Annotated in this window: 18 protein-coding genes; 12 read left to right on the top strand and 6 right to left on the bottom strand. The window is 37.6% G+C overall.

All coding sequences use genetic code 11. The annotated features are described in order from the left end of the window. Window positions 1–146: 146 nt before the first annotated feature. Window positions 147–3,410, bottom strand: a complete 3,264-nt coding sequence (locus ABVT42_RS05795) for a sensor histidine kinase (protein ID WP_353896040.1) — start codon at window positions 3,408–3,410, stop codon at window positions 147–149. 521 nt (window positions 3,411–3,931) lie between these two features. Between ABVT42_RS05795 and fabV the strand changes: the two genes are divergently transcribed. From fabV to ABVT42_RS05775, 4 genes are all read left to right on the top strand, one after another. Next, window positions 3,932–5,113, top strand: coding sequence for an enoyl-ACP reductase FabV (fabV, locus tag ABVT42_RS05790; protein WP_353896039.1), 1,182 nt, complete (start codon window positions 3,932–3,934; stop codon window positions 5,111–5,113). A 382-nt stretch (window positions 5,114–5,495) separates the two neighbouring features. Next, window positions 5,496–6,335 carry an SAM-dependent methyltransferase gene (locus tag ABVT42_RS05785; protein WP_353896038.1) on the top strand — a complete coding sequence of 280 codons (840 nt, stop codon included), beginning with the start codon at window positions 5,496–5,498 and terminating at the stop codon, window positions 6,333–6,335. A 39-nt stretch (window positions 6,336–6,374) separates the two neighbouring features. Further along, complete coding sequence (locus ABVT42_RS05780; RefSeq protein WP_353896037.1) at window positions 6,375–6,659, top strand: hypothetical protein; 285 nt, start codon at window positions 6,375–6,377, stop codon at window positions 6,657–6,659. A gap of 4 nt (window positions 6,660–6,663) precedes the next feature. Beyond that, window positions 6,664–8,685, top strand: coding sequence for an ATP-binding protein (locus tag ABVT42_RS05775; protein WP_353896036.1), 2,022 nt, complete (start codon window positions 6,664–6,666; stop codon window positions 8,683–8,685). Window positions 8,686–8,694: 9 nt separating this feature from the next. Here the strand turns inward: ABVT42_RS05775 and ABVT42_RS05770 are convergent, their stop codons facing one another. Continuing rightward, the gene (locus ABVT42_RS05770; protein WP_353896035.1) at window positions 8,695–9,360 is read right to left on the bottom strand and encodes an alpha/beta hydrolase; all 666 of its coding nucleotides are present in this window, start codon (window positions 9,358–9,360) and stop codon (window positions 8,695–8,697) included. Between the two features lie 74 nt (window positions 9,361–9,434). Further along, a complete protein-coding gene (gene htpG, locus ABVT42_RS05765) occupies window positions 9,435–11,348 on the bottom strand; it encodes a molecular chaperone HtpG (protein ID WP_353896034.1) in 1,914 nt (637 codons plus the stop codon). Window positions 11,349–11,554: 206 nt separating this feature from the next. Between htpG and pyk the strand changes: the two genes are divergently transcribed. The 4 genes from pyk to ABVT42_RS05745 all read left to right on the top strand — a co-directional run bounded on the left by pyk (window position 11,555) and on the right by ABVT42_RS05745 (window position 15,807). Next, complete coding sequence (gene pyk, locus ABVT42_RS05760; RefSeq protein ID WP_353896033.1) at window positions 11,555–13,000, top strand: pyruvate kinase; 1,446 nt, start codon at window positions 11,555–11,557, stop codon at window positions 12,998–13,000. Between the two features lie 109 nt (window positions 13,001–13,109). Beyond that, window positions 13,110–13,637: a glycine cleavage system transcriptional repressor gene (locus tag ABVT42_RS05755; protein WP_353896032.1), complete on the top strand. Its 528-nt coding sequence runs from the start codon at window positions 13,110–13,112 to the stop codon at window positions 13,635–13,637. Window positions 13,638–13,745: 108 nt separating this feature from the next. After that, the gene (locus ABVT42_RS05750) at window positions 13,746–14,204 is read left to right on the top strand and encodes a peroxiredoxin (RefSeq protein ID WP_353896031.1); all 459 of its coding nucleotides are present in this window, start codon (window positions 13,746–13,748) and stop codon (window positions 14,202–14,204) included. Between the two features lie 187 nt (window positions 14,205–14,391). After that, window positions 14,392–15,807, top strand: coding sequence for a PhoH family protein (locus tag ABVT42_RS05745; protein WP_353896030.1), 1,416 nt, complete (start codon window positions 14,392–14,394; stop codon window positions 15,805–15,807). Window positions 15,808–15,985: 178 nt separating this feature from the next. On the opposite strand, the gene ABVT42_RS05740 is transcribed toward ABVT42_RS05745, so the two are convergent. Further along, window positions 15,986–17,062: an AI-2E family transporter gene (locus ABVT42_RS05740; protein ID WP_353896029.1), complete on the bottom strand. Its 1,077-nt coding sequence runs from the start codon at window positions 17,060–17,062 to the stop codon at window positions 15,986–15,988. Window positions 17,063–17,082: 20 nt separating this feature from the next. Further along, on the bottom strand, window positions 17,083–17,349 hold the full coding sequence (locus ABVT42_RS05735; protein WP_353896028.1) for a sulfurtransferase TusA family protein: 267 nt from the start codon (window positions 17,347–17,349) through the stop codon (window positions 17,083–17,085). 128 nt (window positions 17,350–17,477) lie between these two features. Here ABVT42_RS05735 and ABVT42_RS05730 point away from each other — a divergent pair, with 128 nt between their 5' ends. Then, window positions 17,478–18,950: a M48 family metalloprotease gene (locus ABVT42_RS05730; RefSeq protein WP_353896027.1), complete on the top strand. Its 1,473-nt coding sequence runs from the start codon at window positions 17,478–17,480 to the stop codon at window positions 18,948–18,950. 53 nt (window positions 18,951–19,003) lie between these two features. Beyond that, the gene (ung, locus tag ABVT42_RS05725) at window positions 19,004–19,783 is read left to right on the top strand and encodes a uracil-DNA glycosylase (RefSeq protein ID WP_353896026.1); all 780 of its coding nucleotides are present in this window, start codon (window positions 19,004–19,006) and stop codon (window positions 19,781–19,783) included. Between the two features lie 526 nt (window positions 19,784–20,309). Here the strand turns inward: ung and ABVT42_RS05720 are convergent. Next, window positions 20,310–20,777, bottom strand: coding sequence for a hypothetical protein (locus ABVT42_RS05720; RefSeq protein WP_353896025.1), 468 nt, complete (start codon window positions 20,775–20,777; stop codon window positions 20,310–20,312). A gap of 702 nt (window positions 20,778–21,479) precedes the next feature. On the opposite strand from ABVT42_RS05720, the gene ABVT42_RS05715 reads away from it, so the two are divergent. Beyond that, a complete protein-coding gene (locus ABVT42_RS05715) occupies window positions 21,480–23,240 on the top strand; it encodes an alpha/beta hydrolase (protein ID WP_353896024.1) in 1,761 nt (586 codons plus the stop codon). A 269-nt stretch (window positions 23,241–23,509) separates the two neighbouring features. Further along, window positions 23,510–25,822, top strand: a complete 2,313-nt coding sequence (locus ABVT42_RS05710; RefSeq protein ID WP_353896023.1) for a TonB-dependent receptor — start codon at window positions 23,510–23,512, stop codon at window positions 25,820–25,822. The last annotated feature ends 1 nt before the right edge of the window (window position 25,823 follow it).

Here is a 25,823-nt window from a genome sequence, read left to right as displayed (position 1 = left end):
GCCTGAATACACTTTTTGAAAATGCTGTATTTATAGATTAGTTTATGTGTTCAGTTTAATATGAATTTAGTCTAGTTAAAATTTAATCTAGTTAGAGTTTAATCTAGTTAGAATATAGTTTAGTATGAATAAAGCAGTATAAAAAGTTAAGATGATTTAATGCTCCCCGCTTCATTTTTACGCTTATATAAAGCAAATGATATTTCGGTGCCCACATTTGGTGTCGAGTTAACATAAACTCGAGTGCCATGTAACTCAACCAACTGTTTAACTATTGATAAGCCCAGGCCAGATCCTTCATATCTGCGCCTTGAAGAACCATCTACCTGTTCAAATGCTTCAAATATTTTATGATGAAATTGCTTATCAATACCAATACCCGTATCTTTTACAATAATAAGCAGCCTATCTCGTTGTTCTCGCGCAATCACGCTAACTTCACCGTGTTGAGTAAATTTCAGTGCATTACCAATCAAGTTTAGCAGTATTTGTTTTACTCGATTCCGATCTGCACAAACAAAAGGCAACTCTTCACTGACCTTATTCAGCAACGCAATATTTTTGTTATGGGTAGAATGATTAATTTCAGTTAAACATTCATTCGCCAGCTCACTTAAAGAAAAGTGGCTATAATCAAGCACGAGCTTGCCGCTATTTAAAGTTGAACACTGAAGAATATCTTCAATCAGTTTATTCATACGACTGCCACTGCTCTTAATCAGGCTTAATGCTTCTTTGGTTTCTTTTTGATTTAGCTTTTGAATATCTTCCGTTAACAGATAATCACTTAAGCCAATAATCGCATTAAGTGGCGTTTTTAATTCATGAGAAGTATTCGCCAAAAACTGATCTTTAGTGGCATCAATTAATTTCAGTTGTTGACTAACCTGTTGCTCTCTTGCAACTAATGCTTTTAATCGCGTCAATCGTTTTTTATAGCGATAAATATACAAAAAACCCAACAACAAAAAGCTAATAACGTAAACCACATACGCAGGTCTACTTAACCAAAATATCGGTTTAACATAAATATTAAGTTTTGCCGTTTGTTCACTCCAATTACTGCGCGCAGTAGCAGCTCTGACTTCAAGTGTATAATGTCCTGAAGGCAACCCTTGAAAGTTAATGAATGGCTGATTAGCGACGGTCGCTGTCCAATGGTCGTTAAACCCTAATAAGCGATATTCGATTCGATTAGTCTTAGGATTTGCAAAATTTAATGCGGCTAAATAAAAAGTTAAATATTGTTGATCATAATTAAGTTGAATTTCCTGTGCCTCTTCTCGATGAAAACTAAGCGGAAAATTTCGCTGAGTCCAGTCTGCTGTTTGATTATTTTGTCCACTGACTTCTAATCGCGTGATGACTGGAATTGGAGGCTGCTCAACACGTTGTTCGAATTTTTCGGGTTCGATAATATCTAATCCTTTGATACCGCCAAAATAAACTTTACCTGTCGAATCAATCATACTGGCATGATCATTATATTCATCTGCCTGTAAACCATCAAAATAAGAATAAAACTCAAGCTGTAGTGAATTTGGGTCGATTGGTTGAGTAATATTACCAGTATAAGTCAACCGTCCTAACCCAGAATTAGTACTAAACCAGATATTATCTTTATTATCAATTTCCAATGAATAAACATACTCTTTGGTTTTTTCAAAATTACTAAGCGAAACAATTTGAAACGTCCCTTTTTCCAGGTAACTGATACCTCCGTCAGTTGAAATCCAAAGTCTATTTTGACTATCTGAGCTTAATCCCGTTACCCAACCACGCTGCAAATGCCCTGATTGATTAGGTTTAACTGAAAAATGCAACATATTCTTTTTGTAGTAATCAAATCGATTTAAACCTCGAGATGTCCCAACCCATAAAATGCCATTTTTGTCTTTGTGTAATGAATGAATACGATCATCAGTTAAACCCAAATTTGCAGCATCACCTTTACTAAAGTGTTCAATTTGATGAGTTTTAAAGTTAAACCGATCAAGTCCTCCCCCAGTCCCTAGCCAAAGATGAGAGTTACCATCGGGTAAAATACGCCAAACAGTATTGTCGCTGATTGATGGCTTACCTGGTTGATGAAAAAATTTATCAACCGTTTTGTCAACTAAATTCAGGCGATTAAGTCCATCAAAAGTTCCCAACCAAAGCGTATTTTCATCTTGCTGCCACATACTGTAAACCCACTGACTGCTTAATCCATCGAGCAAGTCAAAGTGCGATATCTTTTTACCATTTTCATCAAATCCATCCAGCCCGTTATTGGTAGAAACCCATAGAGGTCCTTGAGCAGGCTTATAAACACTATTAACCCAACTATCACTTAATCCCATGCCATCAGACTGTTTAGTTAAAGTATTAAAATCAGCAGTTTTGGGATTATATCGACTCACACCACTATCGGTACCAAACCAGACAATATGATTATTATCTTCATAAATCGACCACACGGTATTGTTTATTAATGAGTGTTGATTTTCAGGATTATTTTTTAAATTAGTAAAAGCTTTTGAATTTTCGGCTTTAAAGTAAACACCATTGCCCGAACCTATCCAAAGCGTTTTGTTTTGGGCTTCATAAAAAGTGTAAATATTTTGATCAAAAACAAATGATGTCGAATGACGGTTAAGTTCAATCGATTTTACTTGTTCTTCTTCGACAATTTTAAAAAGCCCTCGTGAAGTACCAACCCAAATTACATTTGTCGAATCTTTAAACACTCGCCATACAATCGGATTATGTTGAATCACCAGTTGCTTAATAATTTTTTCCTTGGCGATATCATACTTAAATAATCCTGCGTGCGTTGCTAAAACTAGATGATCCTTATTCAATTGAGCGACGGAATAAACAAAATTTAATTTATCAGTTTTAACACCCGAGAATTGAAGTTTTATCTTACGGCATTGATTAGTTTGAAAGTTAACATTAATTAACCCTGAGTCAGTTGAAAGCCAGCCGGTATTTTGATCACCAAAATCAATGGCAAATATTTTTAGTCCTAAGATATTCTCATCAACATGATTATAAATTAATTGAAAGTCGCCTTTTGCATAATTAAACTTATACAAACCATTATGTGTTCCTAACCACATAATTTCTTTTTGTTGAGGATCATTTTTTGCGGTGTATATAAAACTATCAGTTAATTGATTATTGGTTGTTGATTTATTAAAAACATACACCATCCGGCCATCAAATCGGTTTAGTCCTTCAAGCGTACCAAACCACATAAATCCTGCGGCATCTTGATTGATGGTATAAACCGTACTTTGAGAAAGCCCATCATTTTTTGTCAAATGTTGAAATTGATATTGAAACGGCCATTTAAAGGCATGAACAGCTTGGCTCAGTAACAAAAGAAAAATCACTACTCCATATTGATACAGTCTTTCTTTCATAAAATTCTAACCAATAATTCCATCAAATTTATTATTTTATCGAATAAAATAGCGTATTGTTTGTGCAGTAAATTCGTAATAGAGTCACGCTTTATTTTATAATTGATGTCGCGATTAATAAAAATAATCCGTCGGTGCGAGTCGTTAGTAGGTTCAACTCAACGCACCTAAAGCTTTACTAATATCACAATTGGTTAATCATAACCGAAGCATCGGGTTGACTCTATCAAGAATTATTGTCAATTAATGATTATTCGCTAAATTGCAATATTTTATGTGTGCTCGGACCTTTATCTGTACAAATTGAACCACAACAAACTCCATTTACCGTAAAAGGTGATAAAACAAAGGTATTTCAGATAAATATTGAGATTAAAAGCAGGATGTTCAATTCAACCGACTAATCACGAATTGAAAACTCATTTGATTCACTAATAAATTAACTTTAATTATTGCGCAATGCGCGTTAACATTCGCTGGTTATAAATTGTCATAAAATTCAACACAGGAATACTTACAGAATGATTATTAAGCCTAAAATCAGGGGTTTTATTTGTACAAACGCCCACCCAGCTGGGTGTGCTCACGGGGTTAAAGAGCAAATAGACTATGTACAAACTCACGGAGAGCTTAAAATCAAACCTAAAAACGTCTTAGTTATTGGTTGCTCAACCGGATACGGTCTAGCTTCCAGAATAACCGCAGCATTTGGGGCGGGCGCAAAAACTTTAGGTATTTGTTTTGAAAAAGAACCAACTGAAAAGAAAACGGCGACCGCCGGCTGGTATAACACTGCCGCTTTTCATCAACAGGCAAGCCAGGCTGGACTCTATTGTAAAACCATTAATGGTGATGCATTTTCTCATGCAATCAAGCAACAAACTATTGAAACCATTCAACAAGACCTTGGTAAAATCGACTTAATTATTTACAGTCTGGCTTCACCCAGAAGAACCGACCCTGATACCGGAGACACTTATATTTCTACTCTAAAACCCGTTGGCCAAACTTATCAGACCAAAACCTACGATACGAGTAAAAATATAGTCCACGAAGTTACCTTAGATCCAGCTTTGGACGATGAAATCAATCAGACGATCAAAGTAATGGGTGGTGAAGATTGGGAATTATGGCTCAAAGCACTAAAAGAAGCCGATGTTTTGGCAGAAAATTGCATAACAACAGCCTATACCTATATTGGAAAAGAATTAACATGGCCGATTTATGGTCATGCAACAATTGGTAAAGCCAAAGAAGACCTCGATCGTGCAGCCGCACAATTAAACCAAGACTACGCAGACTTAAAATTAAAAGCATATGTCACTTCTTTAAAAGCCGTTGTTACCCAAGCGAGTTCAGCAATTCCAGTCATGCCACTTTATATTTCTTTGATGTATAAAGTAATGAAGCAAGAAGCCTGTCATGAAGGTGTGATTGAGCAAATTTACGGGCTGTTCACAAATAATTTGCTCAATTCAAATCCATCACTAGATGAAGTTAGTCGAATTCGTATGGATGGTGTTGAAACAAATGATGATATACAAGCAAAAATAAAAGCTGCATGGTTAAAGGTAAATACAGACAATATGGCACAGCTAGGTGACTATGCCGGATATCATGAAGACTTTCTTAAACTCTTTGGCTTCGGTCATGCACAAGTTGATTACGAACAAGACATTGATCCACAGGTGACTTGGGCTTAACTAATATTTCAATCGCTCATACAAATGACTTAAGAGTCTTGCTAAAAAGGATTGAATGAGCAAGGGTTGTATGGGCATTGAATAATTTTATTCAGGGGGTTTTATACTCCCTTTTCTTTTTCTAAACGTCCCCTATTCTTAATTTCATACCGCTTTTTCTAATTGTTTTTACTCCGATTTAATTTATCCTCATTAAATAGCTAGCATACTAAATATTTTATTTCTTATGCTTATTTCGAAAATGATATACCGTTCTCACAAAAAAACATTCAATAAAAACAAAAAGTTAATTTAAGGCTATAAAAAAATAAGACTTTCAAATATTTTCAACTACACTAATTATTGAATGAACAATATTTAAACAAAAAGCAGGAATAGGAAAATGGGAAATGCAAATTTGCAAAGAAAAGGAGCGCTGACAATCGTTGGATGTGGTCTACATCCAGGCCAAATGACTCTGGAAACACAAAGTATTATTGAAAACTCACAGAAGGTTTTGGTCGTCGCGCCTAATGCTCTATCTATTCACCATATTCAACAATTGAATAAAAACGTTGAGAATCTTGGGCGATTCTACGAAGGCGATGTAACACGTCTTGAAACTTATCGCTTGATGACCGCGAGAATGGTTGAACTTGTAAAACAAGGCTATTCAATTTGCACCGTATTTTATGGTCACCCCGGCATCTTTGTTTTATCCACTCATCAAGCATTCGAGATTTTGCGTAATCAAGGCTATGAAGTCAAAATGCTTCCTGGGATTTCTGCCGACGCTTGCTTATTCTCTGATTTAAATATTGACCCTTCAACAACCGGTTGCCAATCATACGAAGCCACTCAATTTTTGTTAACTCAGCGATCATTTGATACCAGTGCAGCTTTAATATTGTGGCAAATTGGATTGGTTGGAGAGCATACGCTAAAAGTACAATCACCAGGAGAGTACGGACTTAGCGCTATGACCAAACTATTAACCAAGCATTACCCAGCAAACCATCAGGTTTGTCTTTATGAAGCACCGACACTACCCGGCTTTGCACCAAGAATGGATTGGCTTGAGTTAACCCAATTACCTCAAGCCGAGGTAAAGTCAATTTCAACTTTATTTATTCCAGCCTGCACCGATCTTATCTTTGCCATTGAAAGACTCACTTGGCTTAATCTGGCTGAAGAAGACTTATCTTCCTGGGACGAGCCAATAGACAAAGAGGTGTTAAATTAATCATTAACTTTTATTAACCATCAATATAGGAAAGACAAAATGGATAAACTATCAAACTTTTATCTTGAATTATCGACTAACGCCACTAAAATGGCTCGTTATAATCGTGGAGCAAATGAGCAAGAGGTATTCAAGAACAGACGGAGTATGCTAGAATCTGAAGGTATCGAAGCTTCTGACGAAATAATCTCATTGAGTCAGTCCCAGCTCCATGAAATTTTAGCGCAGCATTTAGGTAATTCGAACGAGCAGTGGCGCGACCTGAAAAACTATGCAGGTAATACCGATAATAATGTTGGCAAGTTAGGAAAAAGAAGCCACTAAATATATGAAAAATTTGTTCAAGCTACTCGCTAGCTTCAAACTAGCGAGTTGTTTTTTTATCTTGTTTTCAACTTTCACATTCGTTAATGCATCGTCTGATAGCAGTCAAAAAGTTACTCCCCCTTCGCAAAATGAAATAAATGGTCAGTGGTATGCTGTGCAAGTGAAAAAATATGCACGTAATGCCCCCAACATTGCACTTAAGTTTGCTGAACAATCTGTCGATTATTTTGCTAAAAAACCAGATCCCCTATCCGAAGCCAGAGTCCTAAACGAATCATCCTATGCCTATTATTTTTTAGGTAATAACCAAAAAGCAATGGAATTAGCAAAAAAAAGCGAGGTGTTAGCCAAAAAACATAATCTTGGTTCTGCAATTGCCCGCTCAAAAGTTTTGCAGGGTAATGTCATGCAATCGATTGGTGTTTTTAAAGACTCACTGGTTTTATATAAAGACGCTGCAACCTATTATCGCGAAACACAAAATATAAAACAACTCGGCAAAGTTTTGGTAAACCTTGCTAATACTTATTTTGAAGCTGGCCAATACAGCATTGCAATGGACTTCTATCAACAAGCCGAAGAAGCCGATGTAGCCCAGGATAATCGCGCTAAGTACTATTTAGGTTATGCCAATACATATGCAAAACAAGATGATATTGATAAATCGATTTTATATTATTTAAAGGCCACCGAAGCCTACGCTAAAGATAATGACCAGATTGGAAAAGAGCTATCGCAAAGTGGTCTCGGCTCCTTATATCTCAAACAAAATCGACCAGATAAAGCACTACTATTATTTGATACCGCACTCAACTCTGCCAGAGCCAGCGGTCGGCTGTTTCGCGAAGTTATCATGTTATGTTGGAAATCAGAAGCGCTCATCCAACTTAATCGCGCTGATGAAGCATTTGTTATTGCCAGCGAAGCTTTGGATCTAGCAACCAAGCTGGGTACTAAAGCTGATCAGATAACAGCTTATCAGGCGAAAGCGGTTTCATTGGAACATGTTAACCGTCTGGCAGAAGCCGTTGAAATGTACAAACAAATTATAACCCTTGATGCCGAGGTCAGAACTCAAAAAGTAGAAACTCAAATGGCGGTTATGCAAATACTTTTTGATTTAGAAAAGAAAAATCATCAAATCGATCTACTCAGTTCACAAAATACCATTCAAGAACTAAACTTGAAACAACAACGTGCATTATCGTTGGCAATTGTCGTTTCTATTTTATTACTCTCAATCAGTACCTTTTTCTTTTATTACCGACGAACGCAAAAGAAACTATTAGAAGAAGAACAGTTAATTTCAGATCGTTTAAAAGAGCTTGATAATTTAAAAAATCAGGTAATGGCAAATACCTCACATGAATTACGAACGCCTCTAAATGGCATTATTGGTATGACTCAATTACTGCTGGAAACATCCGAAACACTCCATGAAGAAGATGCAGAAAAAATTGAAATTATCGAGCAATGTGGCACACGTTTATTAAGTCTTGTGCAAGATATTACAGACTTTTCTCAACTACAATCTGGTAAACTCAAAATTACACAAACGCCAGTGGATCTTTATAAAATTGCGTTAGAAGTCACTTCGCTCTTACAGCAATTAGCACAAAATAAATCACTCGAACTGGTGCTATCCTTTGAAGAGAAACTGCCATTAATCTATGCCGATAAAAAGCGCCTGCACCAAGTACTACTAAACTTAATTGGCAATTCAATTAAATTCAGTAGCAATGGGCAAATCGATATTACCGCCCATACCGAAAAAAACCATGTCAGAATTTCAGTTAGTGATCAGGGAATTGGTATTCCTGAGGACAAGTTGGCACAAATTTTTGAGCCCTTTGAGCAAGTAGATGGTAGCGCAACCCGGCAAAATGAAGGTTCTGGATTGGGCTTACCAATCACAAGAGAATTATTATTGCTCCACAAAAGCGATATAACCGTCATTACCACATTGGGTAAAGGAACAACCTTTACCTTCTCATTACCCATTGCAGAAGAAACACGAGCATAATTGCCCTTATTAGTTGTCGTTTAGCACCTGTTGAATCCACAAACTAATATCACCAATTTGTTGCATACAAACCGAATGTTCCATTGGATAGCTTTGAAAATTAACAGGGTACTCTTTTTCTTTTAACAAAAGATAGGCTTGTTCACCTAGCATCGCTGGCACAACAGGATCTTGAGTTCCATGCTGAATAGCTATTGGCGTCATTTGATTAGCCGAATTAAATACAACACTATCTTTGGTTGCAAAATAAGTGGACATTGCCAGTAAACCGGCAAGCTTTTGTGGAAAAGCCAGTACCGTCTCATAAGCTACCGCCCCGCCTTGTGAAAAACCGGCGATAATGATTTTATTTGCCGAGATTCCACGACTAATTTCATGCTCAATAAATTTTTCTATCTGCTTTGCCGAATTTCGCAATTGTATTTCATCTACCTGTCGCTCAACGTCCATTTGTAAAATATCATACCAGGCAGGCATTACATATCCTGCATTAATCGTAACAGGAATCGATGGTGCATGCGGAAAGATAAAGCGAACCGCTAAATCTTCAGGTAAATTTAATTCTGGCACAATTGACTTAAAATCATTGCCATCAGCACCTAAGCCATGTAACCAAATAACACTGGCAGTCGCAGCGACTTGAGGGTTTACTTCAATATGAGGTAATAAATTCATCAGTTAAATTCAATAAATAGGTTCAATAAATAAGAAAGGAGCCATACGGCTCCTTATTAGTTAAATATACAAAATTAACGAGTCAACAATCGATTCAGTCGTTGCGTAAATGCAGCAGGATCTTCAAGTTGTCCACTGTCAGCCAACACGGCTTGATCAAACAATACGGCAACCCAATCTTCAAATTGTTCTTGTGATAGCTCACCATCAAGTTGTTGGATTAATTGATGATCAGGATTAATTTCAAAGATTGGTTTTGCGTCAGGTACAAATTGGCCAGCGGCTTTCATCATACGAGCCATCTGCAAACTCATGCCGCCATCATTAGAAACAACACAAGCAGGTGATTCACTGAGTCGCGCCGAAATTTTTACATCAGACACTTTTTCACCCAGATAATCTTTTACCTTCTTAATTAAATCAGATTTTTCTTCCGTTGCTTTTTCAACAGCTTTTTTATCTTCTTCACTTTCCAGTCCACCCAAATCTAAATCGCCTTGGGTAATCGCTTGTAATTTTTTACCGTCGAACTCATTTAAGTAACCCATGGCCCACTCATCAATTCGATCAGTCATTAATATAACTTCAATGCCTTTTTTACGATAAATTTCTAAATGTGGGCTACTTTTAGCTGTCGCATAATTATCAGCGACAAGATAATATATTTTATCTTGCTCAGGCTTCATTCGCTCAATATAGTCGGCTAAAGAAACCGTTTGTTTTTCACTATCGGTATGCGTTGAGCTAAAGCGGAGTAAGCCAGCAACTTTCTCGCGGTTTGCATAATCTTCAGCTAAACCTTCTTTTAAAACTGAACCAAACTCATCCCAAAAAACCTGGTAATCTTCTTTTTGATTTTTAGCAACTTTTTCAATCATACCTAGTGCACGTTTAACACAGGCACTTTTTAATGATTGAGTGGTGGCACTATCTTGCAAAATTTCGCGCGAAACGTTTAATGGTAAATCGTTTGAGTCCAACACGCCGCGAACCATGCGCAGGTAAATCGGTAAAAACTGCTCAGCATCATCCATAATAAAAACGCGTTGAACATAAAGTTTTACGCCTCTAGGCTTGTCACGATTGCCTAAGTCAAAAGGCGCTTTTTTAGGCAGATATAAAAGGCTGGTATATTCCTGTTTGCCTTCGACTTTGTTATGCGACCAAGTTAGCGGCTCATTGAAATCGTGAGAGATATGTTTGTAAAACTCTTGATACTCTTCATCTTTAACATCAGATTTTGCACGTGTCCATAAAGCAGTTGCCTTGTTCACCACTTCAAATTCTGGCACAACGACTTCATCGGCTTCTTTTTCATCTTCACTTTCTGCCCCCATATCCATTTTTTCCATTTCCACAGGCAGTGAAATGTGGTCGGAATACTTACCGATAATTGAACGTAAACGCCAAGGTTCCAAAAACTCCGTCTCTTCTTCTTTTAAGTGCAGAATAATTTCAGTACCGCGATCGGATTTATTGATTTGCTCAGTGGTAAACTCCCCCTCACCTTTTGATACCCAGCTTACTGCGTCTTCTTCGGCAGCGCCTGCATGACGTGTACGAACTTCCACTTCATCAGCGACAATAAAAGCCGAGTAAAAGCCAACACCAAACTGTCCAATCAAATTACTGTCTGATTTTTGTTCTTTAGTTAACTTTTGTAGAAACTCTGCTGTACCTGACTTGGCAATTGTACCAAGATTATTCATCACATCATCATGTGTCATACCGATACCATTATCAGCAATGGTCAATGTACCCGCTTCTTTATCGGTAGTGATACGAATTTTCAGCTCACTGTCATTACCAAAGTAGTTGTCATGGTTTAGTGCTTCAAATCGCAGTTTGTCGGCCGCATCAGCCGCATTAGAAATTAATTCCCTTAAAAAAATCTCTTTATTGCTATATAACGAATGAATCATTAAATTGAGCAATTGCTTTACTTCAGTTTGAAAACTATGTGTCTCTTTCTTTATGGTTTCAGACATACGACTAATCCTTAATTGACAATTCATTGATATAATATTTTGATAGTTGGCCTAACTATTGGGTTACATATCTGCGATTTCAAGGGTAGAATCGACAAAAACTTTACCAAGCGCTTTAAGATTTCATAATATTCTTAAATTCAATTGCTAAACTTGATAATTCTTTTGATTATTAAGACAATTTTCTGCAAATAACGGAGTCTGATTTGATACGTCGAACAAAAATTGTGACCACTCTCGGTCCTGCTACAGATAACGAAGAAGCACTTAGAGCGCTATTTAAAGCTGGCGCAAATGTTGTCCGGATGAACTTTTCTCATGGAAGTGCTGAAGATCATATCAACCGAGCGAAAATGGTCCGCCAAATAGCCGAAGAACTTAATCTAAACATTGCTATTTTAGGCGATTTACAAGGCCCGAAAATTCGTATCGCCAAATTTAAAGATACTAAGGTTGTCATTAAGCCAGGTGAACGTTTTATACTCGATGCCACCTTGGATAAGCTAGCTGGCGACGAAACACAGGTAGGCATTGATTACAAAGAATTACCCAATGATTGCAAAGTCAACGATGTCTTACTCATTGATGATGGTAGAATCGAGTTGCTTATAACCGAAATTGCAGGCAGCAAAGTTATTACCAAAGTTATTATTGGTGGCGATATCTCCAATAATAAAGGTATCAATCTTAAAGGGGGTGGCCTATCAGCCGCCGCACTAACCAATAAAGATATGGAAGATATCAAAACTGCAGCGCAAATGGATGTTGATTATTTAGCCGTTTCCTTCCCTCGTACTGCCGAAGATATCCGATTTGCTGAAAAACTCGCCCGCGCAGCCGGTTCACAAGCAGGTATAGTGGCTAAAATCGAGCGCGCTGAAACCGTCGCTGATGATGATATCCTCGATGATATTATCCGTGCCTCGGCAGCAGTCATGGTTGCACGTGGTGATTTAGGCGTGGAAATTGGTGATGCAGAGCTAATCGGTGTTCAGAAAAAAATTATTCAACGTGCAAGATCGCTTGATAGAGCAGTTATTACCGCAACTCAAATGATGGAGTCGATGATTACAAATGCCATTCCTACTCGAGCTGAGGTCTTTGACGTTGCAAATGCGGTGTTAGATGGTACGGATGCTGTCATGTTATCAGCAGAAACAGCAATGGGCGAACATCCCATTCGAGTTGTAGAGGCAATGTCGCGCGTTTGTATTGGTGCAGAAAAACAAAAATCGACCAAAATTTCCGGCCATCGCGTTGAATTACAATGGCAAAACATTGATGAGTCGATCGCCATGGCAACAATGTATTTAGCCAATCATTTACCCCATATTAAAGCAATCGCCTGTTTAACCGAATCGGGTTCTACTCCGCTGTTAATGTCGCGAATTCGCAGTGGCATACCAATTTATGCCCTTACGCGACTGGAATCAACTAAACGAAAAATGGCACTTTATCGCGGCGTCGAAGCAATAACCTTTGACCCGACGGTATTAGCTCGAAGTAGCGTTAACCGCCTGGCTGCTGAAGAATTACTCAAACACAATCTGGTTGAGGAAGGCGACTTGATTATTTTAACTAAAGGTGACCATATGGGTATTTTGGGCGGTACTAACGCGCTTAAAGTGTTAAAAATTGGCGAGATTGTCTAGCAAAACAAAACAAGCAATATTATTCACAAACCTGAGTAAAGGAATTATACTCAGGTTAAAGTAGGCCGCCTAGTTGCTAAAAGCGGCTCAAAATAATAACTGGAGAAACATGCAAAATTATTTAGTCATTTCAGCAATTGCGCCTAATCGACAAGGAATCGCTAATGAGATAACTTCGCTTGTTACTTATTGCGGTTGTAATATTATCGAAAGTAAAATGCGATCAATGGGCAACACTTTCAGTGTTATTTTAATGGCTGCTGGTGAATGGAATGCTATAGCCAAGCTTGAGCATGTATTACCTAGAAAGGCATCCAGCATGCAAATGACAACCATGATGCAGCGAACTGAATTGCCAGAACCACTTTCTGCAATCCCCTATCGGGTAAAAATAGTCGCATTGGATAACCTGGGTATTTCCAAAGAAATTACCAGCTTTTTCGATGAGCAAGGTATTAATATCCAAGAAATGAGCTGCAATACTTATCCTGCACAGCATACTGGTGCAATGATAGTCAGATTACGCATTACAGTCAGTATTCCCACAGGCATGTCCGTTTCAAAAATTCGTGAAAAATTTCATACATTTTGTGATGAAACCAATTTGGATGGCGAAATCAGGCCACTGGAATTATAGCTTCTTAATTAATTAGACAGCCAAATTAAAGCTTGTGCAAATTATTTATTTTAATTTTATTCATCAAATTAATTTACCACCCACACTCATTCCGATGAGGAAATCTCTATGAAACTTGGCGACAAATTACCAGCCATTGCGCTCGCTGCAACCGGCGATAAAACCGTAAAACTCAGTCAATTCAAAAAAACTAAAGTCGTTGTCTATTTTTACCCTAAAGACAGTACGCCCGGCTGCACAACCGAAGGACAAAACTTTCGCGATTTATATTCACAGTTTCAAAAAAATAATTGTGAAATTTTTGGTGTTTCCCGTGACTCAATAAAATCTCACGAAAAGTTTAAAGAAAAGCAGGAATTTCCATTTGATCTTCTATCCGATCCAGACGAAGCTTTATGCAAAGCATTTGATGTGATTAAACTTAAAAAGCTTTATGGAAAAGAATATCTTGGTATTGAACGCAGCACTTTTCTATTTGATGAAAAAGGAAAACTGGTTAACGAATGGCGTAAAGTCAGAGTCAAAGGCCATGTAGATGAGGTCTTGGCAGCAGTTGAAGCAATTTAATTCAGCCCATAGATTGGCTTGATTGCAAACTGAAACTTGAAATTATGGCAGTAAAGCATCATATTTAGTAAATCAGTTCGTCGTATTACCAACATCATTTGTGGTAAACAAGCGGCTTTTGTATAAATTATATACTGCCTTGTATAAGACCCCGAATTTCCGTATCGACGGGATAAGGAAAAAATAAATGCCAAGACTAAAGTTTTCTGGTTCTCGCTTATTTGTATTAGACACAAATGTCTTAATGCATGATCCAACTTCAATTTTTCGCTTTGCAGAGCACAACGTTTATATTCCAATGGTTGTCCTTGAAGAGTTGGATAATGGCAAAAAGGGACTTTCAGAAGTTGCCCGCAATGTCAGACAAGTGAGTCGATATTTCGACGAACTCATGCAGTCAGCCAATGAAGAACAAATTCAAAAAGGACTCCCCCTTGGCAACTCGCCTTATTTGCCTGTCGAAGAAAGGACCAATGGTTTATTATTTTTTCAGACATCAGAAATTGTCTCCGATAAATTACCAAATGGATTAACAACCAGCAAAGTTGATAATACTATTGTCAATATTGCGCTGGCACTGCAAGAAGATAATAAAGAAAAACTCGTTACGCTCATTTCAAAAGATATTAATTTACGCATCAAAGCGAAAATTCTTGGCGTCCATGCAGAAGATTATTTTAATGATCAAGTACTAGATGATATTGAAACACTTTATACGGGACAAAGTATTTTACCTGAAGACTTTTGGACTTCACATGATAAAGAAATGAAATCATGGCAGGAAGAAGGACGAACTTTTTACCAAATTTGTGGACCATTAATTAAAACCTGGACAGTAAATCAGTTTATTCAAATCGAAGATGGTTCAGGGTTTGCTGCAATTGTGCGTGATATTAACGATCAAACAGCAACGATTGAATTATGTACTGACTATACTTCACCAACCAATGATATCTGGGGAATTACCGCACGAAATATTGAACAGAGTTTCGCACTAAATTTACTCATGGATCCAGAAATCGACTTTGTTTCTTTACAGGGACCAGCCGGTACCGGAAAAACATTATTAGCTCTTGCTGCAGCACTTGAGCAAACCGTCGAGCTGAAACGGTATAACGAAATTATCGTTACTCGGGTAACTGTTCCTGTTGGCGAAGATATTGGTTTTTTGCCGGGTACAGAAGAAGAAAAAATGAATCCCTGGATGGGCGCATTTACTGATAACCTTGAAGTGCTTTCCCCTTCTCAATCTAATGATGATTGGGGCAGACAAGCGACACAGGATATCTTACAAAAATGGTTAAAAATACGATCATTAAACTTTATGCGTGGCAGAACCTTCATCAATAAATTTGTTATTATAGATGAAGCTCAAAATCTGACACCTAAGCAGATGAAAACACTAATAACTCGGGCAGGACCAGGCACTAAAGTGATTTGTCTAGGCAATGTGGGACAGATAGATACCCCTTATCTTACAGAGTCGAGTTCTGGATTAACCTACGTTGTTGATCATTTTAAAGATTGGAAATATAGTGGCCATATGAAACTCCATCGAGGAGAACGTTCAAGATTAGCTGATTTTGCCTCTGATAATCTTTGATCATCTTTGACTCAATCGCTCACAAACGCCAATGTGTATTAATTTGTTTTACATTTAATTTGTTTTACATTTAAACTATTTTTCCACTGATCATTAAATTTTGGCATTACAGGTTGTTTAATCACAACCTGTTTTATAACAGCTACCTTTCTATTTATCGTTAATTCGCTCTTTTTTTTTAATCAGCTTCTAAACCAGTTGGTGAAACTTTCGCTGAATCTAATGCTTCTAATACGGCGACAACTAATGTTGCTAAAGGAATAGCAAAAAATACTCCCCAAAATCCCCAAATGCCACCGAAGAATAATACCGCAGCAATAATTGCTACCGGGTGCAGATTATTTGCTTCCGAAAACAACAAAGGCACCAAGACATTACCATCCAGTGCTTGAATAATCAGATAAGTAATCATTAAATACAAAAATGTATCATTAGGCCCCCACTGAATTAACCCCACCAACGCAACCGGAATGGTCACCAGCGTTGCACCAACGTAGGGTATTAATACAGAAAAACCAACTAAAACGCCCAACAAAAGCGCATAGTTTAAATCAAAAACAATAAAGCTGATGTAGCTGACAATCCCTACGATAAAAATTTCAACCACCTTACCTCGAGCATAAGCACCAATTTGTCCATCGACCTCAACCCAAACTCGCGTAGAAAGTTCTCTTTCACTAGGCAACCAACGTAAAAACCAGCTTAAAATTTTCTCTTTATCTTTTAAAAAGAAAAACACCAGTAGTGGCACCAGAATCATATAAATAAGTAGTGAAACAATATTTTTAAATGAAGCCAGTGAAAAAGAAACCAATACATCGCCGATATTATTTACATTACCACCCAACTGTTGCACCAGTGCTTCTAAACTTTCACGCGTAATAAATTCAGGGTATTTGTCCGGTAAGGTCAATAGCAACTTTTTAATTTGAGCAATCATCGTCGGCAAGTCTTGAAACAATGTTTCTAATTGCTGTCCAGCGAGTGGAATAATGCCAATTAGAATGGTCAAACTTACTGTACAAAAACAAAGAAAAACGAAAATAACGGCGGGAATTCGCGGCAAGCCCTTACGATGTAGGGCCGACACAGCCCAGTCTAATAAATAGGCAATAACCAGTGCAACCAGCACAGGCATAATAATTGGACCCACCAGCCAAATTGCTAAAAAAATAAAAACTAGCAATAGCGTTAAAATAATAGCTTGGGGATTTGAAAAGTTTCGTCGAAACCAGCGCACAAATAATTTAGTCATCAGATACCTTTTTTAGCTGGTTAATTTTTAATAATGGTATAAATAAATATGCCCTGCTCTTCGCAAAACGTCAATTGGTGGTTCGTCAGGTCAATATAAGACTGAAAGTCCCGCTGCGAACCCGGATCTGTCGTTTTTACAACCAATTTGTCTCCTACCGCAATTTGATTAAGTTTTTGTTTCATTTTTAGTAAAGGTAATGGACAACACAAGCCACAAGCATCTAGTAACCAGGTTTGTGGCTCAGGCAAATTTTCTTGAGTGAGTCTGTTTTCTGTATTTGGCATAAATGATAGACTGTTTGATACTTGTTTAAAGCAACATTGACTAAGATTTCAAGGTTCAGGGAACTAATCATACCGATTAGCTTCTTATAAGCAACCTATTTTAATAGACCAACTTGATGAGATTGCCATTGAATAAACTCATTTGTATCATAACGGGTGGCTTACTCAAAGCAAGCCTTATAGCGACACTTCTCTCACCGACAAGTATCTCGCCTGTCTATGCCGCAGAATTGCCCGATATTGGCAGTAGTTCGGCGCAGGTGTTCAGTATTGTTGAAGAGCAGGCAGTTGGTGATGACTATATGCGCCAGTTTCGTGCAATTGCGCCCATGATAAATGATGCAGAAATCAATGATTATATTCAGCATTTAGGTTTTAAGATCATCGAAAATAACCGCGCAGCACAAGATCGGCAATTCTCATTTTTTGTTATTCAAGACAACGCCATTAACGCATTTGCCATGCCAGGCGGCTATATTGGCATACATACTGGGTTGATAACCCGAACCGAAACTGAGAGTGAATTAGCCTCAGTACTTAGCCACGAAGTGGCGCACGTTACCCAACGCCATCTGGCACGCCGTCTGGAACGTCAAAAAGAGCTATCGATCCCTTCACTAGCGGCATTTGCGGCAGCCATTTTGATTGCAGCTAGCAGTAAAAATAGCGAAACCGGAATGGGTGCACTGATGGGAGCTCAAGGTCTGGCTCAACAAGCTTTAATCAACCATACACGTTCAAACGAAGCCGAAGCCGACCGCATTGGTATCAGCACATTGTTCGACGCCGGATTCGATCCTAAAGGTGCCATTAGTTTTTTTGAGAAAATGCAAGAAAATACCGGATACTATGCAAACGCATATGAATTTTTACGCACTCACCCACTCTCCCGTTCAAGAATAACTGATGCGCGCCTTAGAGCCAGGGAATATCCTAATCGCAACATTACCGATCCGCAAAAATACCACTTAATCAAGGAAAAAGTACGAGCATTAACGGCAACCGTTAATCCTGTGAGTATTCAACGAGCAAATGAAAACTATAAAAACGGTGAATTTTCAACCAAAGCTCAGCAATACGGCTATGCCATATTCCTAATTAGAGCCAAGCGCTATGATGATGCTGAAAAAATACTCAATGGCTTACGTTTTTCTGATGTTAAAGAACCTGCTTATGCCATTGCAATTGCCCAACTGGATATTGAGCGAAAGACACCCGATAGATCAATCAAGGTAATCAACAGCTTACTGACCAAAACGCCCGGCAACCTGGCACTGGTTGAAACATTAGCAGAATTATATTTAGTCAATGAAGATTTTGCCAAAGCGCGTGAATTGTTATTACAAAATATTCACATGACCAACTATGCTCCTTACCTGTTAAAATTATTAGCCGAAGCACAAGAAGGTTCGGGTCATAAGTCAGAAGTTTATGAAACCGAAGGAAACTACCTGCTTGCTATGGGCGATTTAGGTGGAGCCAGAATTCAGTTTGAACAAGCGCTAAATATTCATACCGATGACCCATACGCCAGAGCCAGAATCAATGCGCAAATAAACCGTATTAGAGAATATATTCGTCAACGAAATCTTCGACATTAACATGTTTACTAATCAATTTATCAATTCAATCATCACTTATGCGGGAGTAATCAGTGGTCGAGCAAGTTAAAGATATTCAACACAATTCAGCAAAAACGCATAAAACTGAATTTGATAGTGAACAAAATGGATTGGACCATGAAAAGCAGAGCAAAGATATTGATGATAATAATTTGAGCTGGGCAAAATTAATCGAACAGGAAAAGCAAAAAGCTTATTACCAAAAGCTTTCGGACTGGGTCAGCTCACAACGTCAATCAGGCAAAACCATATTTCCACCAGCCGATAAAGTAATGGCGGCACTGAAAAGAACGCCCTATTCAAAAATTAAGGTCGTGATTTTGGGTCAAGATCCTTATCATGGGCCAAATCAGGCCAATGGATTAAGTTTTTCAGTAAACAAAGGTATAAAACTCCCTCCTAGCCTGCAAAATATTTTTAAAGAACTTAATCAAAGTATTGGTATACCAATGCCCTCTCATGGCGATCTATCAACTTGGGCTGACCAGGGGGTATTATTACTCAATACTGTCTTAACTGTCGAACAAAGCAAACCGCAATCTCATCAAAAACAAGGGTGGGAAATATTGACAGATGAAATTATTCAATACCTAAACCATGCACCGCAATCAATCATCTTTTTACTTTGGGGAAGTCCAGCAAGAAAGAAAGTCAGATTAATAGATACACATAAACATCATGTTTTAGAAGCGCCGCACCCTTCCCCGTTATCTGCGCATCGTGGCTTTTTCGGTTGTGGGCATTTTAAAAAGGTTAATGAACTCCTACAACAAGCAAACCAGCAAACCATAGATTGGGCCTTACCAGAATGAGCAACCAAAAACTGACTGTTAAAACTAATGAAAATGAAATTGTCTAGTATAAAAATCGCTATAGGATAAGAACTATTTAAATTTCAATCAGCTTTAAATTTCAAGCTGGTAGCCAATCTTTTGTTGATTAGTGGATGATATTATTTGAATATAGGAATTGTTAGCAAGTTTAGTATTAAGTTGTATTAGAATTAGAATTAGAATTAGATATGGAATTAAATTTGGTATTAGCCTGGGAATGAACCAGACTCAATTTAGCAATGGCCAGATAAAACTATCTGGCCATTGAGAGGAGTAAAACAAGCCGTTGAACAATGAATCTCAAAAATCATTCAACTGCTGTTTATAAATAAAACCTCCAGACTGGAAAAAGGGCCAGTCATCAGAATATCCTTATCCTTTCTGTCCGACCGCCGACTATTATCTGGTATAACCTCAGAATAGTGTTAATAAATTTTAGACAATTTTTTGCAATATTCAGACAAATTCAATATTTTGTTAATATAATTTTTATATTTACTGACTATCAAATTTTAAAATAAACTGCATTCAAATGAGTGATACCCGCTTTTAGATAAGTTACATGTAAAGCATAAACAACATGTTTATCGCTTTGATTGACTGAAAATATTTTGACTGTTTCAAATGCTGCCAAAGGTAAAAATGAAGAGGGTTCTTTAAATAGGTTATTAATATAACTTAACATCGCCTTACCACAATTTTTCATCTTACAACGATACAAGTATTTTCCATTGGCTTTACTGATTAAGTCGCTTTCAATGACGCCCCAAAAATAAGGTGTCGTTTCTTTATCAAAAGTATAAGTATAAAAATTCGCGTCAGCCTTAATGCTGGTTCCAGTAATTTGACTTAAGTCGTTTACCGCTTGCGATGGTAATAGATAATCTTTTTCTTTTTGTTCTTGTTGTGAAATAACGACAACTTTCAAAGTTTTATCAGCAGTGATCGGTAAGAACTCAGCATTATCTGCCAATACAAAAAATGAATAACCCTAAACGCATAGACCTATGCCCCAAATACGTATCGACATGAAGTTTTCTCCCATTGCGAACACCTTTATAAAATTAACGTAAATTAATCTGTAATCGCCTAAAAGCGTCACAATTAACGCATACATTATTAAACATTGTACAAATAAATTAATATTTCTGACAACAAATAACAAACAATAATGATCTGGCTTTTTTTGCCAAACAAATCCCAAATTACAAAAAACTACATTTATTATATATCCTCAAATGTTTTAAATTGTTTAAATAGCAATTAGCGTTTGAAACAGTCATGACTTTGCTCTGCGTCAATTGGTCACTCATCAACAATACGAAAGCATCTTTATTTCAATGAGGTAAATAAATGAATTAAATCTTTAATCGACTATCAAGAAAAACACTATCATGTTTGCAGTAAGGCAAGTTTTTGCATAGCTGAATTAACAACATATAGCATCCGACAAAATCAAAGTTGGCAGGTAAATACGCTGAAAGTTTATTTACTCAAAGTGAAATCTAACAGATTCAATTTCTAGTAAAGCCTGAGCAATATTAATTATATTTTTGACGTTAATTATTAGCATTCGACAAAACGGTTACTTTAGAAAAAATACCAATTTATGATATTTGATTAAGATAACTTCTCAATCATTCTTTAAAGCTAACATTAAAAAAGAGGACATAGTGTGAACCAAACAAACACCCCAAATAAACACGCTCACTCGAATAAGAAAAACCGAACACAAATATTTTCGATAACAACTGTGTTCGTTTTATCTTTATCAACCACAAACGTTTTCGCCTCACCAGCATCAACTAAACTGACTTCATCGGCTGAGCAAAAGACAATTAAGCATTACGATATTCCATCAATAGACTTAGACATTCCAGAAATCAACTGGCAACCATGTGAAACTCGCCCCGCTCCATTTGAATGCGCCCAAGTAGATGTACCGCTGAGTTACAGTCCTTATGACCGCTCAGATAAAACCACCAGTATTGCACTGGCTCGCTATCCAGCAAGTGACCCAGAACAAAAGATCGGTAGCATCTTGTTAAATCCGGGGGGGCCTGGCGGTTCGGGAGTAAATTTTGTATTAAATGCAGGTCCTTTCCTTTTTTCTCCACAAGTAAGAGAAAAATTTGATTTAATCGGATTCGATCCGCGCGGTATTGGTGCTAGCAATCCTTTACAATGTTTTACCTCAGCAGAAGAACAAGAAAAAGCACTAGCAAGCCCCGCAGAGCCAACTGAGTTTGAAGCGATTTTAGAAAAACGAAAAGCCGACAAGTTTTTTGCCAAGCTTTGTCGTAAAAATGGTGGCGATATATTTAAGCATATGTCGACTGCCGATGTCGCAAGAGATATGGACTTATTGCGTCAGGCACTGGGTGAAGAAAAACTCAACTTTGTAGGCTATTCTTATGGTTCATACTTAGGCACAACCTATGCCAACATGTTTCCTGATAACTTCCGCACCATCGTCGTTGATGGCGTACTAGATCCGATTGCCTGGTCAACGGGACGTTATAATGAGCGCTTTTATCTACCGGTAACCACACGTCTTAAAAGTGATGTTGGTTCAATGGATACTTTAAATGAATTTTTCAGATTATGCGATGAAAATCCACAAACTTGCTTTTTCTCAGGTAACTCAGCGGCCAGATTTGATGCCATTATTCAAAAGCTCAAAGTCGAACCACTAGAAATCGAGCTCAGTAGTGGCGAATTATTTGTATTAACTCATATTGACTTTCTCGGTATTACCACTTCGACACTGTATTCAACAATTTCATGGCCCTTTTATTCGGCTTTACTGGCAGATATTGAGTCTCGACAAGCGCCAAAGCAAATTGCTACCCAGCTAGAAAACTTAGTACGAAAGCTCGGCATCGAAGATCGCATTTTTAGTGACAAACTCCCACAATCGGCTGAGGGTTTTGTTGGTGTTTTATGTAGTGATTCAAGTAACCCCAGAGATTATTTTGCATGGCCTTTTGCTGCGGAATATTCAAATATGCAAAACGGATACTTTGGCTCAGGCTGGACTTGGGCATCGAGTCCGTGTCGTTTTTGGAAACCAGCAAAAAACCGTTATGTCGGACCATTTAACAAAATTACCGACCAACCCATTTTAGTTGCCAGTACGCTATTTGATCCTGCAACGCCTTATCATGGCGCGCAAATAGTGGCAGGACTAATGCCCAAAGCAAAATTGTTAACCGTCGAAAGCTGGGGGCATACAACGCCATTTTTATCTTCTTGTGGTGATGAAGTTACCGCTAATTATTTATTAACGGGCGAGCTGCCTGCGGCTAAAAATACAATTTGCCCAACAAACTTTACACCGTTTGAAACGTTGACAGATCAGCGCCAACAATTACAAAAGGACCAACAAAGTAATCGCGAAAAACTAGTTAAAGCGTTACTAAAAAGTAATCGTTAATTTGCAATCCAAAACAGGCTTTTATCTATTCCAATTACTAAAAGCCTGTTTTTAACGAATGACCATCTTACTGGGCATTTCATTAAATGATCTAAAAATAAGCGATAATCAATTAACGCTCAGTGCTACTGTTTCAGTACTGCTATTAATAGCATATAGTAGTTGGCAAGTGTGCAGCAATCAAACAAGCGCGACAATTCGCCACATTCCAATTTTTTAATTAGCCAATTAAACTCCAGTTTTTATTGATTAATTAAATGTTGTTCGCTATGCCTGCAGTGTCAAAATATAACTATTTATCTCTTTTAGTCTGTTTATATTTTACCTTACTGACAACTAACGCACTTTCACAATCAACCACAATATCTCCCGCAATTGTAAATCTTCAAACTACAGCAATAAATCAATCTGCCATTATTAATCAAGCAATCTCAGCAAATCAATCAATTAGACAAACATCAACGCTTGACGCAGCTACTAGTTCAAAACTTTTAGTTGAGTCATCTTCTCTGATAAATGATAACGAAAAATTTAATCATGATGATCCTGTATTAGTCATTACTTCAACAAAAGAAGAAAAGCTCAAATCGGAATTACCTGAAGCGATACATGTAATAGATAAATTGGAGATCGAGGAGGTTTCCCCAACACATCCAGCTGAAATATTAAACCGAATCCCCGGCGTTCATATCAATAATTTGGGTGGTGAAGGACATATGTCGTCTATCCGTCAACCTTTAACTACCGCGGGCGTCTATTTATTTCTCGAAGATGGAATTCCCACTCGACCAACTGGATTTTTTAATCATAACGGACTTTATGAAATCAACTTACCACAAAGTAGTCGAATTGAAGTCATCAAGGGAACCGGTTCAGCTCTCTATGGCAGTGATTCCATAGGTGGAATAATTAATGCCATCACAACCCCAGCACCAGACAATTTACAAGCCAGTGTGCATCTTGAAAATGGCTCAAATGAATGGCAACGCGGTTTATTAAGTATCGGTAATGCTATTGCAGACAATTTACAATTCCGCGCAGATATTAATCTAACAGATAATGAAGGTTTTCGTGATGAGTCAGCTTATCAGCGACAGTCAACAACACTCCGCTTTGATACCAACCTCATCAATAAATGGCAGTTTAAAACGATTTTCGCCTATTCGAAAATTGAACAAAGCGGCGTATCCACTTTAGAGCAAACTGATTATAAAAATCACCCCGAGAAAAACTTATATCATGGTGATATTGGTTTCCGAGACGTAGAAGCCATTCGTTTGTCTAGTGAAATAAACTATCACCAAAATGATAAAACTTTATGGACAGTTACCCCCTACTTTCGCGATAACCAAATGACAATGATGCCCAGTTGGATGATCAGTTATGATCCCAACATCCGCCAATATGATTTTCAGTCATATGGCGGTATGCTCAAGGCAAGACATTTTTTTTCATCTGACTTTACATTGATAGCCGGGATTGATGCTGAAACAACCCCATCAACCTATCAAGAAAGTGCGATTACATTACTCCACCAAACGGAAATGTTGACAGATTATCAATTTACAGAAGAGCAATTTTACCATTTTAAAGCTACACAAGATTTAATATCCGCTTATTTACACACAGAATGGAAAATATCACCCGACTGGTTAATTAATATTGGCGCCAGATATGATTATTTTAGTGTAGATTACAACGATAGACTTGACCATCAAGCCATTAATTCAGCACATATACGCCCCGAATCACAAAAACTAGACTTTAATCAACTGAGTCCTAAATTTGGATTGGTCTATTGGATCGATGAAGATCAGCAACTCTATTTTAATCATCGATACGCATTTGTTGCGCCTTCAGTTGGAAGTCTATTCCGCCCAGGCTCTAGCCTTGCATCTACCGAATTACAACCAGTAATCGCTAAAAATATCGAATTAGGATATCGTTCACATTTAGCGGAAGAATGGCAACTGGAACTGGCAATTTATCAACTGAATAAAAAAGATGACATTATTAATTTTATCGATGGCACCGACCGTAAGGTGACTAATGCAGGAGAAACCTCACATAAAGGTATCGAGCTAGGTTTACAAGGTAGCTTAAGTGATAGTTTTCTTTTCAGTATTGGATGGACACGTACTTGGCAAAAGTACGAAGAATATAATTATATTTATCAATGCTACTCTCCTCAATGCGGACGACAAATACCTGGCCCGCCTATTAAAGAGAATCGTAATTTTTCAGGTTATTATATTGGCAAAGCACCAGAAACATTAGCCAATATCAACTTGCAGTACTATCCTAGCTTTTGGCAAGGTTTCAGGTTTTCTCTTGAAATGGAACAAGTTGGAAAATATTTCACTGACGAAACCAACACCCAAAAATATCCGGGCCACGAAATTTATCACTTTCGTTCCAGCTTCGAAGTGAATGAAAATTTGAAAGTCTTGTTTCGCATAATGAACTTTACCGATAAAAGTTATTCAACTTATACATCAAATCAGGTCGGAGATTCTGACATTGCCTATCGTCCAGGAAATCCCAGATCGTTTTATTTAGGATTAAAGTATCATCACGAGTAAG

Origin of the sequence: Aliikangiella maris (assembly GCF_040719265.1) — a bacterium.
Lineage (GTDB): Bacteria > Pseudomonadota > Gammaproteobacteria > Enterobacterales > Kangiellaceae > Aliikangiella > Aliikangiella maris.
This window is presented reverse-complemented; position numbering and strand designations above follow the sequence as displayed.